General features: G+C 54.8%; 8 protein-coding genes and 1 tRNA gene. 7 read left to right on the forward strand and 2 right to left on the reverse strand.

Annotation, left to right across the window (positions count from 1 at the left end; translation table 11 throughout):
- Positions 1-49 precede the first annotated feature (49 nt).
- Together IE102_RS14735 and IE102_RS14740 are read left to right on the forward strand one after the other, a co-directional pair.
- Positions 50-199: a hypothetical protein gene (locus tag IE102_RS14735; RefSeq protein ID WP_189488000.1), complete on the forward strand. Its 150-nt coding sequence runs from the start codon at positions 50-52 to the stop codon at positions 197-199.
- 446 nt (positions 200-645) lie between these two features.
- The gene (locus IE102_RS14740; RefSeq protein ID WP_189488002.1) at positions 646-3531 is read left to right on the forward strand and encodes a TonB-dependent receptor plug domain-containing protein; all 2886 of its coding nucleotides are present in this window, start codon (positions 646-648) and stop codon (positions 3529-3531) included.
- Positions 3532-3880: 349 nt separating this feature from the next.
- Here the strand turns inward: IE102_RS14740 and sppA are convergent, their stop codons facing one another.
- The gene (gene sppA / locus IE102_RS14745; protein WP_189488004.1) at positions 3881-5659 is read right to left on the reverse strand and encodes a signal peptide peptidase SppA; all 1779 of its coding nucleotides are present in this window, start codon (positions 5657-5659) and stop codon (positions 3881-3883) included.
- 119 nt (positions 5660-5778) lie between these two features.
- Entirely contained in the window at positions 5779-6651 is an 873-nt protein-coding gene (gene trhO, locus IE102_RS14750) for an oxygen-dependent tRNA uridine(34) hydroxylase TrhO (RefSeq protein ID WP_189488006.1), read from the reverse strand.
- A gap of 202 nt (positions 6652-6853) precedes the next feature.
- Here trhO and IE102_RS14755 point away from each other — a divergent pair.
- The 5 genes from IE102_RS14755 to IE102_RS14775 all read left to right on the forward strand — a co-directional run bounded on the left by IE102_RS14755 (position 6854) and on the right by IE102_RS14775 (position 16464).
- Positions 6854-6927, forward strand: a tRNA-Gln gene (locus IE102_RS14755).
- 450 nt (positions 6928-7377) lie between these two features.
- Entirely contained in the window at positions 7378-10386 is a 3009-nt protein-coding gene (locus IE102_RS14760; protein WP_189488008.1) for a DUF4982 domain-containing protein, read from the forward strand.
- Positions 10387-10413: 27 nt separating this feature from the next.
- Positions 10414-11256: a sialate O-acetylesterase gene (locus tag IE102_RS14765; RefSeq protein ID WP_189488010.1), complete on the forward strand. Its 843-nt coding sequence runs from the start codon at positions 10414-10416 to the stop codon at positions 11254-11256.
- A 21-nt stretch (positions 11257-11277) separates the two neighbouring features.
- Positions 11278-14490 (forward strand): alpha-L-rhamnosidase, encoded by a 3213-nt coding sequence (locus IE102_RS14770; protein WP_189488012.1) that lies wholly within the window; start codon positions 11278-11280, stop codon positions 14488-14490.
- 54 nt (positions 14491-14544) lie between these two features.
- A complete protein-coding gene (locus IE102_RS14775) occupies positions 14545-16464 on the forward strand; it encodes an NPCBM/NEW2 domain-containing protein (protein WP_189488014.1) in 1920 nt (639 codons plus the stop codon).
- Positions 16465-16775: the final 311 nt, after the last annotated feature.

Consider the following 16775-nt stretch of genomic DNA (forward strand, 5'->3'; position numbering starts at 1 on the left):
TGGTCTGAAAATTGCTTTTCATCCTTAAGGAAATCTTAAGGGTGTCGCTATGGCTGTTAATATTGCAATATTTGTCTCAAAACGAGCCCAGCGCATTGTGGCGGCTTTTCTGGTGCTTTCAGTGACGCAGATCGCTGTGGCCAGTTGCACGCCAGAACCCGTTATGCCCTATGCGGTTCATGCTATCATTGACCGATAGCCGTTATTGACACTGATGAATCTATGTCCAGGCGGTTAGAGCCTGTACCTTGCGGCCATATCAGCCTCGCATGTGTGGCATTATCCACAATTTATTTTCACTGAAACTATTTGAGATGGGGCGGCTTTAGTCGGATTTGAGCAGCCTTAATCTGATTATTCAGTAATATCTAATTTTGCCAAAGATTATTATCTATCTGAAAATTATTATAAAAATAATATGACATTGATGATGGTCATAAGGATTTAGGGGTGTTTTTGTGATCACTACAGCGCAACTGTTTCTGGTGTGACTTTATTGAAACAGGTTTCATTTGAAATTGGCAAAGTCGTGTCAGGCGATTGACGGATTTGTGACGCGAGTGTCTTACTGGAATTAACAACAGTTAATGTTGGAAACTGCGGTGGGTATAAAAATACCCTATAAAAATAATCCGGAGACTAAGAGTGAAAAACAAATCTATCAAATCGGGCCTGATGGTTACCACGACCATCTGCTCGGCGGTACTGGCTTCTATAGTCACACTGCCATCAGTTGCGATTGCACAGGATGCCGCAACGTCCAGCGAAGACGCACCCGTTACGGAAGTTGTCGTTACCGGCTCCCGTATTGCGCGTAAGGACTTTGTATCGCCCAGCCCGATCACGACCGTGTCGTCGGCTCAGATCGAAGCATCGGGTAGCCTCGCGGTTGAGCAAATTTTGAATACGCTCCCCCAAGTGGTTCCTGGCTTCTCGGCCGCTTCCAACAACCCGTCCGATGGTACGGCAACGGTTGACCTGAGAGGGCTTGGTGCTTCGCGTACCTTGGTGCTCGTCAATGGTCACCGCATGACGCCTGCCACTAAGGCATCATCGGCAACCGATCTTAACACCATCCCAGCGCGACTGATTAAGCGCGTTGAAGTCATGACCGGTGGTGCTTCGGCGACCTACGGTTCGGACGCTTTGGCCGGTGTTGTGAACTTTGTCCTAAAAGACGATTTTGAAGGCATTGAACTGTCCAGCCAGTACGGTCTGAGCGCCGAGGGTGATGCTGAGCAATTCGACACATCTTTGATCATGGGCACCAACTTCGATGGCGGTAAGGGGAACCTGACAGCATTCGTATCCTATTACGATCGTGATCAGGTTCTGGGTGCCGAACGCGACTGGGCATTTTACTCAAACGCAGGTGGTTCGGCGACGGGTCTATCAGGTCGTGCAGACAATGTGGCTTTGAATCCTTATGCGCTAACGCCAACGCAAACAGGATGCCCTACGGTCACAAACAGACAAATTTCCTTCACCCCGACCGGTGAGGCCCATGGTTTTTGTAATGACTTTGATCTGACTAATCCTGTAACGGATCAATATAATTTCTCTCCGGTAAATAACCTGATGTCGCCGTCTGAGCGTATCAGCTTGTCTTTGCTTGGCCATTATGACTTTACCGAAAATCTTCGCGGTAAACTGGAAGTTTTCTTCACGGATAACCGCACCTCCAGCCAATTGGCACCGACGCCAATGACGGGTCTGAGCGTTCCGATTGACAATCCGTTCATTTCGGCAAGCTTTGCTTCACTACTGGCCGGACGTACTGATCCTACGGCCAATTTCGTGTTCAGAAAGCGGATGCTTGAAGTCGGCGTGCGCCAGCAAGACCACAACAACAAGATGTTCCAGTTTGTGACGGGCTTAGATGGTACTGTCTTCTCGGATTGGAAGTGGGACTCGACCTTCAGCTATGGTCGCACCGAGTTTAAAGACTCAACCTTCAATGACGTTTCCCGTTCACGCATGATTGCCGCCACTCGCGGGGCATCAGACGGTGCAACGACGACGTCGTGTGGGGCAGCTCAACTGGCGATCATGCCAGCTTGTAAACCTTTCAACCTCTTTGGCGCAGGCTCGGCATCTCAGGAAGCACTTGATTTCGTCCGCTTGGATTTCAGTGACACGACGACATTTGAGCGTTTTGTCGTTGGCGGCAATATCGCGGGTGATGCATTTGTGCTACCCGCTGGGGCTGTTGGTGTGGCGGCTGGTTTCGAATATCGCGAAGATACCTTCTCGTTTGCACCGGATGCCGCGCATGGTTCGGGTGACATTTATGGCTTCAACGCTGAACGTCCTGTATCTGGCGGCTATAACGTCAAAGAAGTTTACGGTGAAGCAACCGTACCTCTGGTTGCCGAAGTTCCATTTGTTAAGTATCTTGGCCTTGAACTTGGTGCTCGTTTCTCTGACTATTCCTCTGTAGGCAAAACCGAAGCTTACAAAGCTGGTCTGGAATGGAAAATTGATGATGATTTCCGCTTCCGCGGCATGTATCAAAAAGCAAGCCGTGCGCCGTCAGTGTTTGAACTCTATCAAGCCGGTGACCAGGGTTTCCCGCAATTCACCGATCCTTGCTCTACCAAGTCACCAACCAGCGGTGCTGATCGCACAATTAGCCAAGAAGTTCGTGATTTCTGCGCCCTTCAACTCGGCGGCGATCCTGTAACGCTTGGTTATATTCAGCCGAACTCTCAGTTGGAAAGCTTCTCGTTCGGTAATGCTAACCTCAAGGCTGAACAATCAGAAACCATTACGGTTGGTGCTGTTTGGCGCCCATCATATATCGAAGGTCTGAGTGTTACGCTTGATTACTACGACATCAAGGTTGATGATTATATCAACACGCTTTACGGCGGTGCGGCTGGCACGGTTGCTGCGTGTTTCGCAACGCTCGACCTGAACTCAACCGCTTGCTTTAACAGCGATATTGGTCAATCGGCTATTTACCGTGACACCACTGGCGAACTCAAGATCCGCACCAGCCAGGGTAACGTGTCGGCACTTGAAACCAAGGGCATCGATCTGGCCGTTGATTATAAGGCACCTTTGGGCTGGTTGGTTAAAGACAGCACGCTATTCTCCGACAAGCTTGATATCAATGTCTTGGTGACCAAGCTGGAAAGCTGGAAGCTGGATGATATCGAATATGCCGGTACCGCAGGCGCTTACAATATTTCGGCTACTCTGCCGGAGTGGAAGTCTAATATCCGTCTGGCTTATAACATTGGCCCGGTCTTGATTAACTGGAGCAGCACCTTCTACAGCGAAATGGAAAACCAAGGTAACCTGGCGATCTTTGAAGATGGTGGCTACAGCACAGTTCCAAACTACTGGGTGCACGATGTCCAGGCGCGTTGGGGCGTCAATAGCAATGTTGATCTGACGGCGGGTATCAAGAACCTGACGGATGAAGATCCGCCCGTGTTTGATAACTCACCAGACGGCAATACCGACCCTAACGCCTTCGATGTTATCGGTCGTTATTACTATGTTGGTATGAAGTTCAAGCTGTAAGGCACCGAATTTCATATGAATTAAGGCGGAAGGGAAACCTTCCGCCTTTTTTGTTGTCCTGCAAAGGGCAGGTGAATCGCATGTGGATGCCCACAGAGACGAATCGGCAGGAGGAACGAAAGTCTTCTGTCCATCTCCGAGCAGGTGTTGTGTTGGACCACAGCCCAGATCATCGACAACAAGAACATGTTCGCAGTTGCTGGCCTCTGTGCGTAAGTTTTGGGTAGCGTAGGCGCAGTATGAAGAGTCAGCGTGGGCATGTGGAGCTCCGCGCCCTATCACACACAACAAAACGCCCCGATCATTTCTGGTCGGGGCGTGTCGCCATCTACTGTAAAACGATCTGAGCTTATCTGCTGCTGGATTGCAGAGGCTCATTGGCCAGAACATTAGCGCCTTGGGCACGCAGGCGGGCTTGAGACATTTCCCTTAAGGCCGCCTTGGCCTGTGGATCGCTCATAGCCCAATTGATTAACGACAAAGCTTTCAGACCGCTATTGGCGCTCTCTACGCTCTTGTTGAACATCGAGAAGGGGGAGCGATTGTTGGGGTACTTGATCAGTTTTACATGCTCATCCGACGGAATTTTCGCCAAGGATTTTGCCTTGGCTAGTGCGACATAAAACCCGCCTAAATCGTCGACCAGCCCCAGCTTCTTAGCCTGTTCACCCGTCCAGACGTGACCCTTGGCGATTTCACGCACCTTGTCTTCGGGCAGTTTGCGGCCTTTTGAGACACGCGCGACGAATTCATTATAAGTCTCATCAATCTGCTTTGAGAAGCTGGCGCGCTGCTCAGGGGTAAACTCCGTGCCCACATTATACATCTGGCTGAGATCGCTGCCGACGTGGACGCTTTTCAGGTCAACCCCAAAACGCCCGAGGCCGTCGCCGATGGCAAACTTACCGCCATATACACCAATCGAGCCGGTGAGGGTGGTCGGGTTGGCAATGATTGCCGACGCGTCTGATGACACCCAGTAACCGCCGGACGCTGCATATTCGCCCATGGATACGACGACCGGTTTATTGGCCTTTTTAGCGGCCTGTAGCGCCGACAAAATCTGCTCCGATGCCGTATCCGATCCGCCAGGTGACGACACGCGAAACACAATGGCCTTGACGTCCTTGTCATTGATGGCGTCGAAGAATGCATTTGCGACATCATCAGACATCATCATCGGGTCGCTGTTGAAGCTGGAGCCATTGGTGCCGGTCATGATGGCACCTTCGCCACCGATCACCGCGATGGTGGATTTTCCGGAAGAGCGCGGCATGGTCTTGGCGTAATCGCGAATATCGACCAGTTCAATCTGGTTGCCACCTTTTTTGAGCACGGCCTCTTCGGCATCATGAACCTGCCCCTGCTTATCGATCAGGCCGGCTTTCTGGGCTGCGCCGGCGCTATAAACGCCGCTTTCCAACAGACCTCTAAGTTTGCCGACCTCAATCTTGCGGTCGCTGGCGATATTGGTAAGCACTGAGTTATAGATGCTGCCCATCCACGACAGGGTCGCTTCGCGGTGTGCCGGTGTGTAATCGCTGTAGAGGTAAGGGTTCACAGCGTTCTTGAATTCGTAGCGTTGCTCGAACTGAGGCGTGATGCCGTATTTCTCAAAAGCCCGCTTGAAGAACATACTCTCTGACGCAATCCCCGTTACCTGAAGTGAGGCATTGGGCTGCATCCACAATTCCGAGGCCGCGCTGCCGACCATGTAGGAGGCGGCGACCAGCGTATCGGGGTAGAGGCCCTGAGAATGGGCAATGACGGTTTTGTTGGCTGCGCGGAATTCTCTGAGAGCGTTGCGGATTTCCTCAGCCGCCGCCGGTGACATGCCGCCTTCAGGCAGGCGAATGAGCAGGGACTTTACCTTGGGATCGCTGGCGGCATTGTGAAGCGTGGTAACGATCTCCAGTGTCGATAAGCCTTCGCCGGTGATAAATGCCAGCGGGTCATCCAGGGACTGATCCGTCAGGCCTTCACGTAGGTCGATGCTCAGCGCAACTTCTGAAGGTGTCTGCGGCTTGGTTGACGCCGCCAGAGTGACCAAAAGCAGGAACGGCAGACCGATAAAGAACAGCACAAAGGCGGTTACAACGGCGGCGACCGTAATCAAAAACTGTTTCATGCGAAGATCGTTGTCCTGCTCATATTCATGCCCGCCCCACACGCGCAAATCCCGCCAAACATAGACGGTTATGGTAACAGGTCAAATGAAGACAGCGTAATAATTGAATCCGTGAAAAATCAGAACTTGGTGCGGCCGCGTCTGGGGTTAGTGGATGGGCGGTCGTACTGATAGGCCGGGTCACCGTGACAGTGGGGGCAGGAGACGCCTTTGACATAATGAGGATGCGCCTGATCTTCGACGGTCAGGGCATGATCACAGTAAAGACAAAGCGCTGCTGACTGCGACGGTTGCAGGTTATGATCGACGGCAATACGCTCATCAAATACAAAACATTCGCCGTCCCATAGGGTCTCCTCAGCCGGAACATCCTCGAAATACTGCAATATACCGCCTTTAAGGTGGTAGACATCATCGAAACCGTTATCGATCATCCATGAAGTAAACTTCTCACAACGGATGCCGCCAGTACAGAAGGTCGCGATTTTCTTGTCTTTGAGGCTATCGGCGTTGTCGCGCACCCATTGCGGCAGGTATTTAAAAGTCGGGATGGACGGATCGACAGCCCCCTTGAAGGTGCCCAGATTGACCTCATAATCATTCCGGGTATCTAAGATGACAACGTCATTGCCGCGAATGAGATTATTCCAGTCCTTTGGTTCGACATATTGCCCGAACCGTTTCATCGATACGGGCTCGCCCAGAGATATGGTCTCCTTTTTCAAACGCACCCGCGTTTTGCCAAAGGGCTGAAACTCCGCATAAGATTCTTTATAGGTGATCTTTGCGCCAATCAGGTCGTTTTGGAGGTAGTCCAAAAAGCTGTTAATCGACTCACGCGTACCGGACATCGTGGAGTTCACGCCTTCGCGCGTTATGAGGACAGAGCCTTTGATGCCAAGGCTATGCAGCCGCTCCAGCAGGGGTGCCTGCATGGCCTCAAAGTTTGGAAAATCAAAAAAATGATAAAAAGCGACGATAACGTAGGACATGGCGCCCCATAGCACAGGCGGCTTTAGGCGAAAAGGGGGCAGGCAAAAGAGCCGTTGTTTGACAAGCTTGGGGAAAACTGTCCAGAACGTTCAAGAAAAATTCAGCCTAGGGATTGCAAGTCGCAAGGGCTTGCGCTATCTCCAGCCCCTCTTCGGGCAATATACGAAGACCAGCCGGTTTTGCAACAAACCGCAGCCGTGTTGGGGAATGGTGTAATGGTAACACAGCGGTTTTTGGTACCGTCGTTCTAGGTTCGAGTCCTAGTTCCCCAGCCACTTTCTTTTTTCTCTATATTTTTCAAAAACATTAAGAAAAATAGGTATTGTAGACCGTGGTCGATACATACGGTGATACATATGGCAGGCCCAAGGCAAATCCAAATCTTCCTGAATATATGGTCGAGGTCGGATCAGCTTATAAGATAAAGCGCCCGATACCCGAATACGCTTGGACTGAGTTTCCCAACTCAAGGGGAAGGCGCGTATCAAGGTCGTTTCCCTTGGCAAGGATGAGAAGCCCGCCAAAAGACGGTTCCTGTCGGAGATCGAGGCTATAGAGGCGCGTACCCGCACCATAAAATAGATTGGGTGCCAAGGCACTTTCCCCAAGTTATGGTGACGGATTAATAAAAATTGATGCGCAGTTGCGACGGGATGTGATTGTTGTTGCGTTATTGGTCTGACCAATCTATTTAATTGGTCAAATACAATCAGGAAACGCTGACAATGCCCTATGTTCGTGCGCGCTCTTTTGCGGTTGTTTTGACTCTGACTACAGGGCTGGTGGTGAACTCACCGGCGGACGCGCACCGCGCCTCGACCTTTGTATCCTCTCCGCGCGAAAGCTACAGCTTTGATCAGGGCTGGAAAATGACGACTGGCGATGATGCAAAAGCGTCTGAGGTCAGCTTTGATGACAATGGCTGGAAAGATGTGGTCCTGCCAAACGCCTTCAACGAAGACGAAGCCTTTGCCTCAGACATTCACCAGCAAAAGACGGGCATTACCTGGTATCGCAAGCATTTCAAGATGCCTGCCAATGCCAATGCCAAGCCTGAGCATGTTTTCGTGGAATTTGAAGGCGTGCGTCACGTCGCCGACGTTTGGGTCAACGGCGAAAAGATCGGCTATAACGAAAACGGCGTCATGGCGTTTGGGTTTGATATCGCCAAGGCCCTTAAGCCCGGTGACAATCTTATTGCCGTGCGGGTCGATAATGATTGGGGCGCGCGCGAGCGGACCACCAAGACGCGTTACCAGTGGTCGGACAAGAACTTCTACGCCAACTATGGCGGCATCAATAAGCCGGTGGCCCTGCACCTGACCGGCGGTGTGTACCAGACCTTGCCGCTATGGTCATCGCTCGAAACCACCGGCGTCTATATCTACGGCAAGGACTATGATATCGCGGGGAAAGCCGCCACCGTCCATGCGGAGTCCGAGGTCAAGAACGATACATCCGCGCCGCGCACCCTGACCTATGGCGTGGAAATCCGTGATCTGGACGGCAAGCGGGTCGCTAAATTCGACGCGGCACCGATCACCGTTGCGCCGGGTCAGACGGCGACGCTTTCGACCGAGCAACGCGTCGGCAATCTCAATTTCTGGTCATGGGGCTATGGCTATCTCTATACGGTGACGACGACCTTGCGCGAAAACGGCAAGGTTATTGATGCGGTCGATACCCGTACAGGGTTCCGCTCAACCGCCTTTGACAATGGCAAGGTCACGCTTAATGACCGTGTACTGTTGATGAAGGGTTATGCCCAGCGCTCGACGAACGAATGGCCGGGCGTGGGTATTTCGGTGCCGCCCTGGCTCTCGGATTTCGGCAATAACCTGATGCTGGAAGGTAACGGCAATCTGGTTCGCTGGATGCATGTCACCCCGGCCAAGCAGGAGATTGAATCCGCCGACCGCCTCGGTCTGCTGCAGGCCATGCCGGCAGGCGACTCTGAGGGGGACCCTCAGGACCGGCGTTTTGATCTGCGGGTAGATCTGATGCGCGATGCGATCATCTATAACCGCAACAATCCGTCCATCATCATGTACGAAAGCGGTAATAAGGGCATTACCGAAGACCATATGGCGAAGATGAAGGCCGTGCGGGATATCTATGATCCCCACGGCGGGCGGGCCATTGGGTCGCGTGAAATGATGGGCTCGCAGATCGCCGAATATGGCGGTGAAATGCTCTATATTAACAAGTCGAAATCCAAGCCGATGTGGGCCACCGAATATTCCCGTGACGAAGCGGCTCGTGCCTATCAGGATGATTTTACCACACCGTTCCATAAAGACAGTCCCGCCTATAACCGTAATGTGGAGCCGATCGCGGTCGAGAACGTTAAGCGCTGGTGGGACTTTTACCGTTACCGTCCGGGCACCGGCGACCGGGTAAGTGCTGGCGGCGTGAACATCGGCTTTACCGACAGTAATTCGCACTTCCGAGGCGACAACAACTACCGCCGGTCGGGCGAAGTGGACGCCATGCGCCTGCCCAAGGACAGTTTGTGGGTGCATAAGGTGATGTGGGACGGTTGGGTCAATTCCGAAGGCCGCCACACCCATATCATTGGCCACTGGACCTATGCTGAGGGGGGCACCAAAGATATTTTTGTGGCCTCTAACGGCGACAGCGTTGAATTGTTTATCAACGGTAAGTCCGTGGGGCAGGGCGAGAAGTCTGACGGCTTCCTGTTCACCTTCAAAGATGTGGCCTACGCGGCGGGTGAATTGAAGGCTGTGGCGACCTATGCTGACGGCAAGACGTCGCAGGACGCGCGCAAGACAACGGGCGCACCGGTGGCGGTCAAGCTGACGCCGGTCTATGGGCCGCGCGGCTTTGTGGCCGACGGCATGGACGCCATGTTGGTTGATGTTGAGGTGGTGGATAAGGACGGCAACCGCGTGCCGACCGCTTTCAACTCTATCAATTTCAAGCTGGAAGGGGCTGCGGTCTGGAAAGGCGGCCTCGCTCAGGAAGAAACCGGGCCGAACGGCGCGGGCGATAAGAAAAAATCGACCAACTATGTCCTGTCTCAGGTTCTGCCGGTTGAAGGCGGCATCAACCGCGTCCTGATCCGTTCCACCACCACGTCCGGCAAGGTGAGCTTAAGCGCGTCATCTGAGGGGCTTAAGCCCGCGACCATCAGCACCAAAACTAAGTCCGTCGCCGTCAGGAACGGTCTGTCGAAGGTTTTTGCTGAGGACTATCAGCCGGTCAATCTCAAGCGCGGCCCAACGCCCTTGACGCCGTCCTATGCTGATACAAAGCGTGGGGTGACGGTGGTGTCGATCACGGCCGGTTCAAACGCCGCGGATGCCGCCAAATCGCGCGATGATAATGAGGCATCGGTCTGGAATTCGGACGGCACAAAAGGTCAGGCATGGATCGAATATGATCTGGGCACGCCGCAGGCCGTTGATGCGGTCTCGCTGCGCATGACCGGCTGGCGCGTGCGCAGCTATCCGCTGCACATCACCCTTGATGGTCAGACCGTCTATCGCGGGACGCCGGAAAAGAACCTGGGCTATGCCGATCTGAGCTGGCCGGTGGTAACTGGTCGCAAGCTCAAGATCGAGCTGATGTCACCGACCGAAGACCGTGACGGTTTTGGCAATATCATCGAAGTGACCACCGACCGCGAGGGCGCGTCAACCGGTGCCGAAAAGGTCAAGACTGGTAATATCCTCAGTATTGTCGAGGCGGACATTCTCGGGCCGGTGAAGTAGACCGTTGGAAAACCCCCGGAGCGTCAAATGTTAAAATTCCGATATACGGTGTGTCAGATCGCCATGGGGCTTGCACTGTCGTCCGGTGCCCTTGCGGATGCGAAAACGATCCCGCCGGCGGATATGGATATCTATCTGCTTATGGGGCAATCCAACATGTCGGGGCGGGGCGATATGGCTGAACTGCCTAAGCCCCTCGCGTCGTCGGGCATTGTGTGGCTTTATGGCAATGACGGCGTCTGGCGACCGGCGCAGGAACCGTTGGATGATCCGGCCCATGAAGTCGATGCCGTTTCCTCTGATGCGGGTAAGGCGGGCGTGGGTCCGGGGTTATCGTTTGCCGAGGCGATGACGGCCACCGCGCGTCCGATCGCGCTGGTTCCCTGTGCCAAAGGCGGCTCGTCCCTATCGCAATGGACGCCTAATCCCTCAAGGACGCGTCTTTACGGCTCGTGTCTGGCGCGTGCGCGCGAAGCGTCGGCCCATGGCCGGATTGCTGGTGTCTTATGGTATCAGGGGGAAACTGATGCCGGTACGGTAGAGACCGCTCAGGTTTGGGGTGAGCGGATGACTATCTTGATTGCCCGTATGCGTCAGGATCTAGGTAATGCCTGCCTGCCGTGGGTGATCGTCGGGTTGTCTGATCGGCCCGATCCCGCGCGCTGGCCCAAGCCGACCGATGGATGGACAACGGTTCAGGCCGCTCAGGTTGAAGTGGCATCATCCCTTGCCGATGTAGGTTATGTGTCCGCGGCCGGTTTGCCTAAGAACGCGGACGGCATTCATTTATCAACCGCAGCGCAGTTACAGCTTGGGCCGAAACTGGCAGCGGCGATGAAGCTATTGAGGCGTCAATCGTGTCACAATTAAAAAGGGTGGTTAGGGAGAGTTATGAGCCTGCGAAAAACGTCACGCCGCGGATTGTTTCAGTCGGTCTGTGCAATAGGTTTAATTACCTCGACCGCTAAAAGCGCAGAGGCTGGGCCCGCTTTGCGCGCGGTCACTCCCCAGGCGCTGAATCTGACCGATCCGGTTGGGGTGCAAGAAACGGATATCCGTCTGTCGTGGCGATTGGAGTCGTCGGCGCGCGGCGTAATACAGACCCATTACCGAGTTGAGGCAGCAAGCTCGTCAGATGCCTTGAGCATGGGCAAGGCCGATCTGTGGGACAGCGACAAGGTGGCTTCGAACCGCAGCTTCGACATCCCTTACGGCGGACCGCCTTTGATATCGCGCCAGCGTGTCTGGTGGCGCGTTACCGTGTGGGACAACATGGGGAATCGGGCCGTAAGCTCTGCGGCTTTCTGGGAAATGGGACTACTTCAGCCGTCAGACTGGACGGCAGACTGGATCGGCGCCGAAGTCGAATCGCGGCGTGCTGACCGCGACGCCGGACTTTACTGGATGACCGGACCCGCGACGGAATCGAAGAACCGCTACTTCCGCATGGGTTTTGCGCTCGAAACTGATGCCGATTTAATATTGATCATGGCCGTAACATCTTCGGTCAAAGTCTTTATCGACGGTGAGCCCCTGAGCGTCCCGGCGACGGACAAAGTCGAATGGGGCTGGCCGTTGGCGCAGAACACGGCGTTTTCTATACCGAAAGGTAAGCACACCCTGTGTATTGCGCTGGAAGGCGATAGTCTCGCCCCTAATTTCCGCAAAGGTGAACTGACAGCGGCGCTGTTGCTGCGGGCGAGATTGAATGACGGACGAATAGTACGTTTTACCGCCAAGGACGCAAAAATCTCCGATATCGAAGCGGACGGCTGGTCCGCACCGGAATTCGATGACCGGAGATGGCCGGCCGTAATACGGGATCTCAAATCCCAGATGCCATTCCCCAGCGCCGGAGCCGCCGCTTTGCGCAAGGACTTCGATGTGCAGCGCGCGATTAGATCGGCGCGGATCTACGTCACAGCGCTGGGGGTCTATGAGCTATTTCTCAATGGCAGAAAGGTCGGTGATGACCTGCTCGCACCGGAATGGACCGACAGTCAGAAACGCATTTTCTATCGCGTGCATGATGTGACGGCGCAACTTGCCGCCGGCCCGAACACCCTTGGCGCGTTGGTCGGTGACGGTTGGCATGCCGGGCGCATCCTGTCGAAGGGGCGTTACGGCTTCGGTGACATACCGATCCGCCTGAGAGCGCAACTTGAAATCGCCTATTCGGACGGTACGCGCGAAATCGTGCAGACCGGAAAAGACTGGGCTTTAGCGCCGTCACCGGTCACCTTCTGCGAAATCTACGACGGTGAAGATTACGATGCCCGCCTGGAGCAGCCGGGCTGGGACGCATCGGGCTTTAAGGCCGGACCCGAATGGGCGGAGGCCGCTGTCGTGCCGTCACCTAAAGGGCAACTCATCGGCATGATTACACCGCCGATCCGCCGGACAGATACGTTGCCAGCGAAAAGCGTGAAACCATCTGGCGACGGCTGGGTCATCGACCTTGGCCAGAACTTCGCCGGTTGGGTGCGGCTAAAGGTCAGGGGACAGGCCGGTGATCGCGTGACGTTGAAATTTGCCGAGGTGCTCAAGGCCGATGGCAGTATCGATCAGTCCAACCTGCGTACGGCGCGCGCCGCCGATCACTATACGCTGAAAGGCGCGACGCAAGGTGAGGTCTGGGAGCCGCGTTTCACCTATCACGGTTTTCGCTATGTCGAGGTGACCGGCTTGCGGCAAGCGCCCAAACCAGACGACATCACCGGCATTGTCATCCACAGTCATGTGGCGCAGACTGGGCATCTGCGTATCGGTAACGCCCTGATTATGCAGGGCTGGCAGAATAATTTGTGGAGCCAGCGTTCCAACTTTATGGGCGTGCCGACCGATTGTCCGCAACGCGACGAGCGTATGGCTTGGTTAGGCGATGCCAATGTGTTCTGGGATACCGCCGCATTCAATATGGACGTCGCCAGCTTCACCCGGCAGTGGATGGGCGATTTGCGTGACTCGCAAACCGCCGAGGGCGTTGTGCCGGAAATCTGCCCGACCGGCTGGGGCGCCAGCGGCGCGCGCGGCGCGACACCTGGTTGGGCCGACGCCGCAGTTACCTTGCCGTGGACGGTGTGGCAGCGCTACGGCGACACGACGATCATCGACCAGAACTGGGACATGATGGTCCGGCATATCGCCTTCGTAGCAGGTCAGGCGGAAAATTTCATCTGGACCAAACGCCGAGGCTCGGATTACGCCGACTGGCTGGCGCTTGATGCGGTGAAGCCGGGCGATCCGACAACGCCGAAAGACCTGATCGGCACGGCGTGCTGGAAACAGTCGGTCGATCTGATGATCGACATGGCACGCGCCACAAACCGTAGCGAAGCGGTCGCTCGGTATACGAAACTGTCCGCCGATATCACCACGGCTTTCAACACGACCTTCATTGAAGCGGACGGCACGGTCGGTAACGATTCCCAAACTTCGTACATTCTGGCTCTGCGCTACAAACTTGTGCCGGAAGCTCGACGGAAGGCTGTCGCCGACAAGCTGAAGGGCAATATTATCCGCCGTGGCAATCTGCTGACAACGGGCTTTCTCGGCACACCAAACAGCCTCGATGTTCTGGCCGATGCGGGTTTTGCCGATATAGTTTACGACCTGCTGCTCCGCACTGAATTCCCATCGTGGGGATACATGGTGGCACGCGGCGCGACGACGACCTGGGAGCGTTGGAACAGCGATACCGGCGATGTATCGATGAACTCGTTCAACCACTATGCGCTCGGGGCGATCAACGGCTTCGTCTATCGCCGGATCGCTGGCATTGATCCGATAGAGCCGGGCTTCCGCCGGTTCCGCGTCAATCCGGTCATCGACCCCCGTGTAAAGGCAGGCGGCGGTGAGTATCGTTCGGTATCGGGCCTTATTCGCACTCAGTGGGCGCAGTCGGCGACCGGCTTCAGTCTCGATCTCACCGTACCGGCCAATACCGAAGCCGAATTGTATTTGCCAACGGTATCCGTGGCCAAAATCAGGGAGGGCGGTAAAGCTCTGACGCGCCGTAAGGAAATTCGCGTGGACGGGCCGAGGGACGGGCGCACGGTCGTGCGGGTTGGCTCGGGCACCTATCGGTTCCTTGTTAGCGCATAGGCCAAGCTACCCCAACGGTGAGACATCAACGGTTTATTTGACAGGAATGGAAAGATGAAATTGAGCTTCAGGCGGATCGTTTTGGCAAGTGTCGCCGTCATGGGCGTACTGTCCGGTGCCACCGCTCTCGCCGAAACTGCTGACGCCCTCCAGCCTTCCGGCCGCTGGACCGCGCATCAGGCTGGCAAAGCGCAGACTCCTCCGATGGGTTGGAATTCGTGGAATGCATTCCGTACGGAGATCACCGAGGAAAAGGTCATTGGGTCGGCCCAAGCCCTGATTGATACGGGGTTGGCTAAGCTTGGCTATGTCTACGTCAATATCGACGACGGCTGGTGGCTGAAGCGGCGCCAGACGGACGGGCGTCTTGAAATTCGCACCAACTTGTTCCCAAGCGCGAGCGTTCCGGGGCAGGTTGATACCACCTTCAGGCCGTTCGTAGACCGTATTCACGGAATGGGTCTGAAGACGGGTATCTATACTGACATTGGCCGCAACGCGTGCTCTCAGGCGTGGGACCTTCACTCGCCTAACCTGCCCGAAGGCTCGGTCAAGGAACGTGAGGTTGGGCTGGAAGGCCATGTCGATCAGGACATCAAGCTTTTTTTTAGCGATTGGGGTTTCGATTATGTGAAGGTTGATGCCTGCGGCCTGGCCGATTTTGCACCCGGCGGGCGGGGCCTGAAAGGCGCCGAATATGCGCCGCATGAAGCGGTAATTGTTCGCAAGAAACCGGCGGCGGATCAGGCGGACCGCATTCAAACCATGTATGCTGAAGTGGCCGGGGCTCTGAAAACGTATAATCCCGACGGCGATTATGTCCTGTCGATCTGCACCTGGGGTACAGGCGACGTGCGCACCTGGGGCAATAAGGTCGGGAATGCGTGGCGCACCAGCCCGGACATTTCCGCTAACTGGAACGCCATGCTCCGCTCCTATGACAGTGTTGCGACCCGCGCTCTTTACGCCCGCCCCGGTGCGTGGAACGATCCTGACATGCTGTTCATAGGTAAGGGCGAGTTCGATACTAACCATCTGACGGAGGCGCGTAGTCACTTCTCTCTCTGGGCGATGATCAATGCCCCATTGCTAATCGGTTATGACCTGAGAGAAGCCCCGAAGGCTTTGCTCGATATCTGGGGTAATCGCGATCTGATCAATGTGAATCAAGACAAGGCAGGCAACCAGGGCATTCTGGTTTGGCGCTCAAACGAGGTGCACATTATTGTCAAGACGCTGAGCAACGGCAAGACAGCGGTTGCTCTGTTCAATCGTTCGAACGTCGCGCAAACAGTGGACCTGACCAGCGCACACCTGAAGCTTGACCCGAAAGGCTCGATTGCCTTGCGCGATCTGTGGACGAAAGAAACTCTGCCAGTTTTCAAGGGAAAGCGAGCCTTTACGCTGGCACCACATGAGACGATGGTTTTCGAGGCCGCGGGCACACGCCTATTGAAAAACGGGGTCTACCTGTCGGAAATTCCAGCGCGCGTGAATGTCGCGGTTGAGGGGGTGAGCTTTCCTGATGCGGGCGTTACCGCCGAAGACCATAAGGCGCCGGGTGCTGACGACGTAAAAAATGAGATCGGCATTTACGCCCGTACAGGTGCCGCACAGCCGGACGTTAGCGTCTACGGGACTCGGATTACGGTAGGCAATCAGCACTTCAAGTATGGGCTGGGCGTCTTCGCCAATTCACGCATCGAAGTGCGCAACGACGGAGAATTTAAACGATTCTCAGTTAAGGTCGGCATTGACGTCGCCGCGCGCAACCAAGCGTCTACGGTGCAGTTCTTAGTCTTTGGCGACGGCAAGCTGCTAACGAAGTCGATTCCGCTGAGCTACGGTGCGGCACCGATAGCGCTTCAGGCTGACATAAAAGGCATCAAGGTGATCGAGCTTATCACTCGTTCGGTAGGGGGCGGTCAGACGCCGACTGCAGCGAATTGGGCGGAAGCTCAGCTACAGCACTAAAGCAGATTGAGTGTAGTTTAAAGTTCGCTCCAGGAAGGTACAAACCTTTGTCTGCTTTCGAGGTGAAATGCGCACACGGAGACCTACCCATGTGCATTTCCGTTTTGTGCGCGAGTTGGAACTTGCGAGGGCGTAAGGGCACTGCGATATACCTCCGTATCAATGTGGTGAAGATATATCGCAGTTTATTTCTCGCAAAATGGAATTAATGGAGATGATCTATAGGAATATAAAGATGAGTTGTGCGCTTATGGACCCGTTCGACGCAACCAGCCGAATTCATCGCGCCGTATTGCCTCCAGTTTTTCTTT

This window comes from Asticcacaulis endophyticus, assembly GCF_014652575.1.
Taxonomy (GTDB): domain Bacteria; phylum Pseudomonadota; class Alphaproteobacteria; order Caulobacterales; family Caulobacteraceae; genus Asticcacaulis; species Asticcacaulis endophyticus.

Bases quoted from the DNA above. Each gene is read 5' to 3' on its own strand.
- trhO (WP_189488006.1), bottom strand. From the start codon at position 6,651: ATGTCCTACGTTATCGTCGCTTTTTATCATTTTTTTGATTTTCCAAAC.
- IE102_RS14760 (WP_189488008.1), top strand. From the start codon at position 7,378: ATGCCCTATGTTCGTGCGCGCTCTTTTGCGGTTGTTTTGACTCTGACT.
- sppA (WP_189488004.1), bottom strand. From the start codon at position 5,659: ATGAAACAGTTTTTGATTACGGTCGCCGCCGTTGTAACCGCCTTTGTG.
- IE102_RS14765 (WP_189488010.1), top strand. From the start codon at position 10,414: ATGTTAAAATTCCGATATACGGTGTGTCAGATCGCCATGGGGCTTGCA.
- IE102_RS14770 (WP_189488012.1), top strand. From the start codon at position 11,278: ATGAGCCTGCGAAAAACGTCACGCCGCGGATTGTTTCAGTCGGTCTGT.
- IE102_RS14775 (WP_189488014.1), top strand. From the start codon at position 14,545: ATGAAATTGAGCTTCAGGCGGATCGTTTTGGCAAGTGTCGCCGTCATG.
- IE102_RS14735 (WP_189488000.1), top strand. From the start codon at position 50: ATGGCTGTTAATATTGCAATATTTGTCTCAAAACGAGCCCAGCGCATT.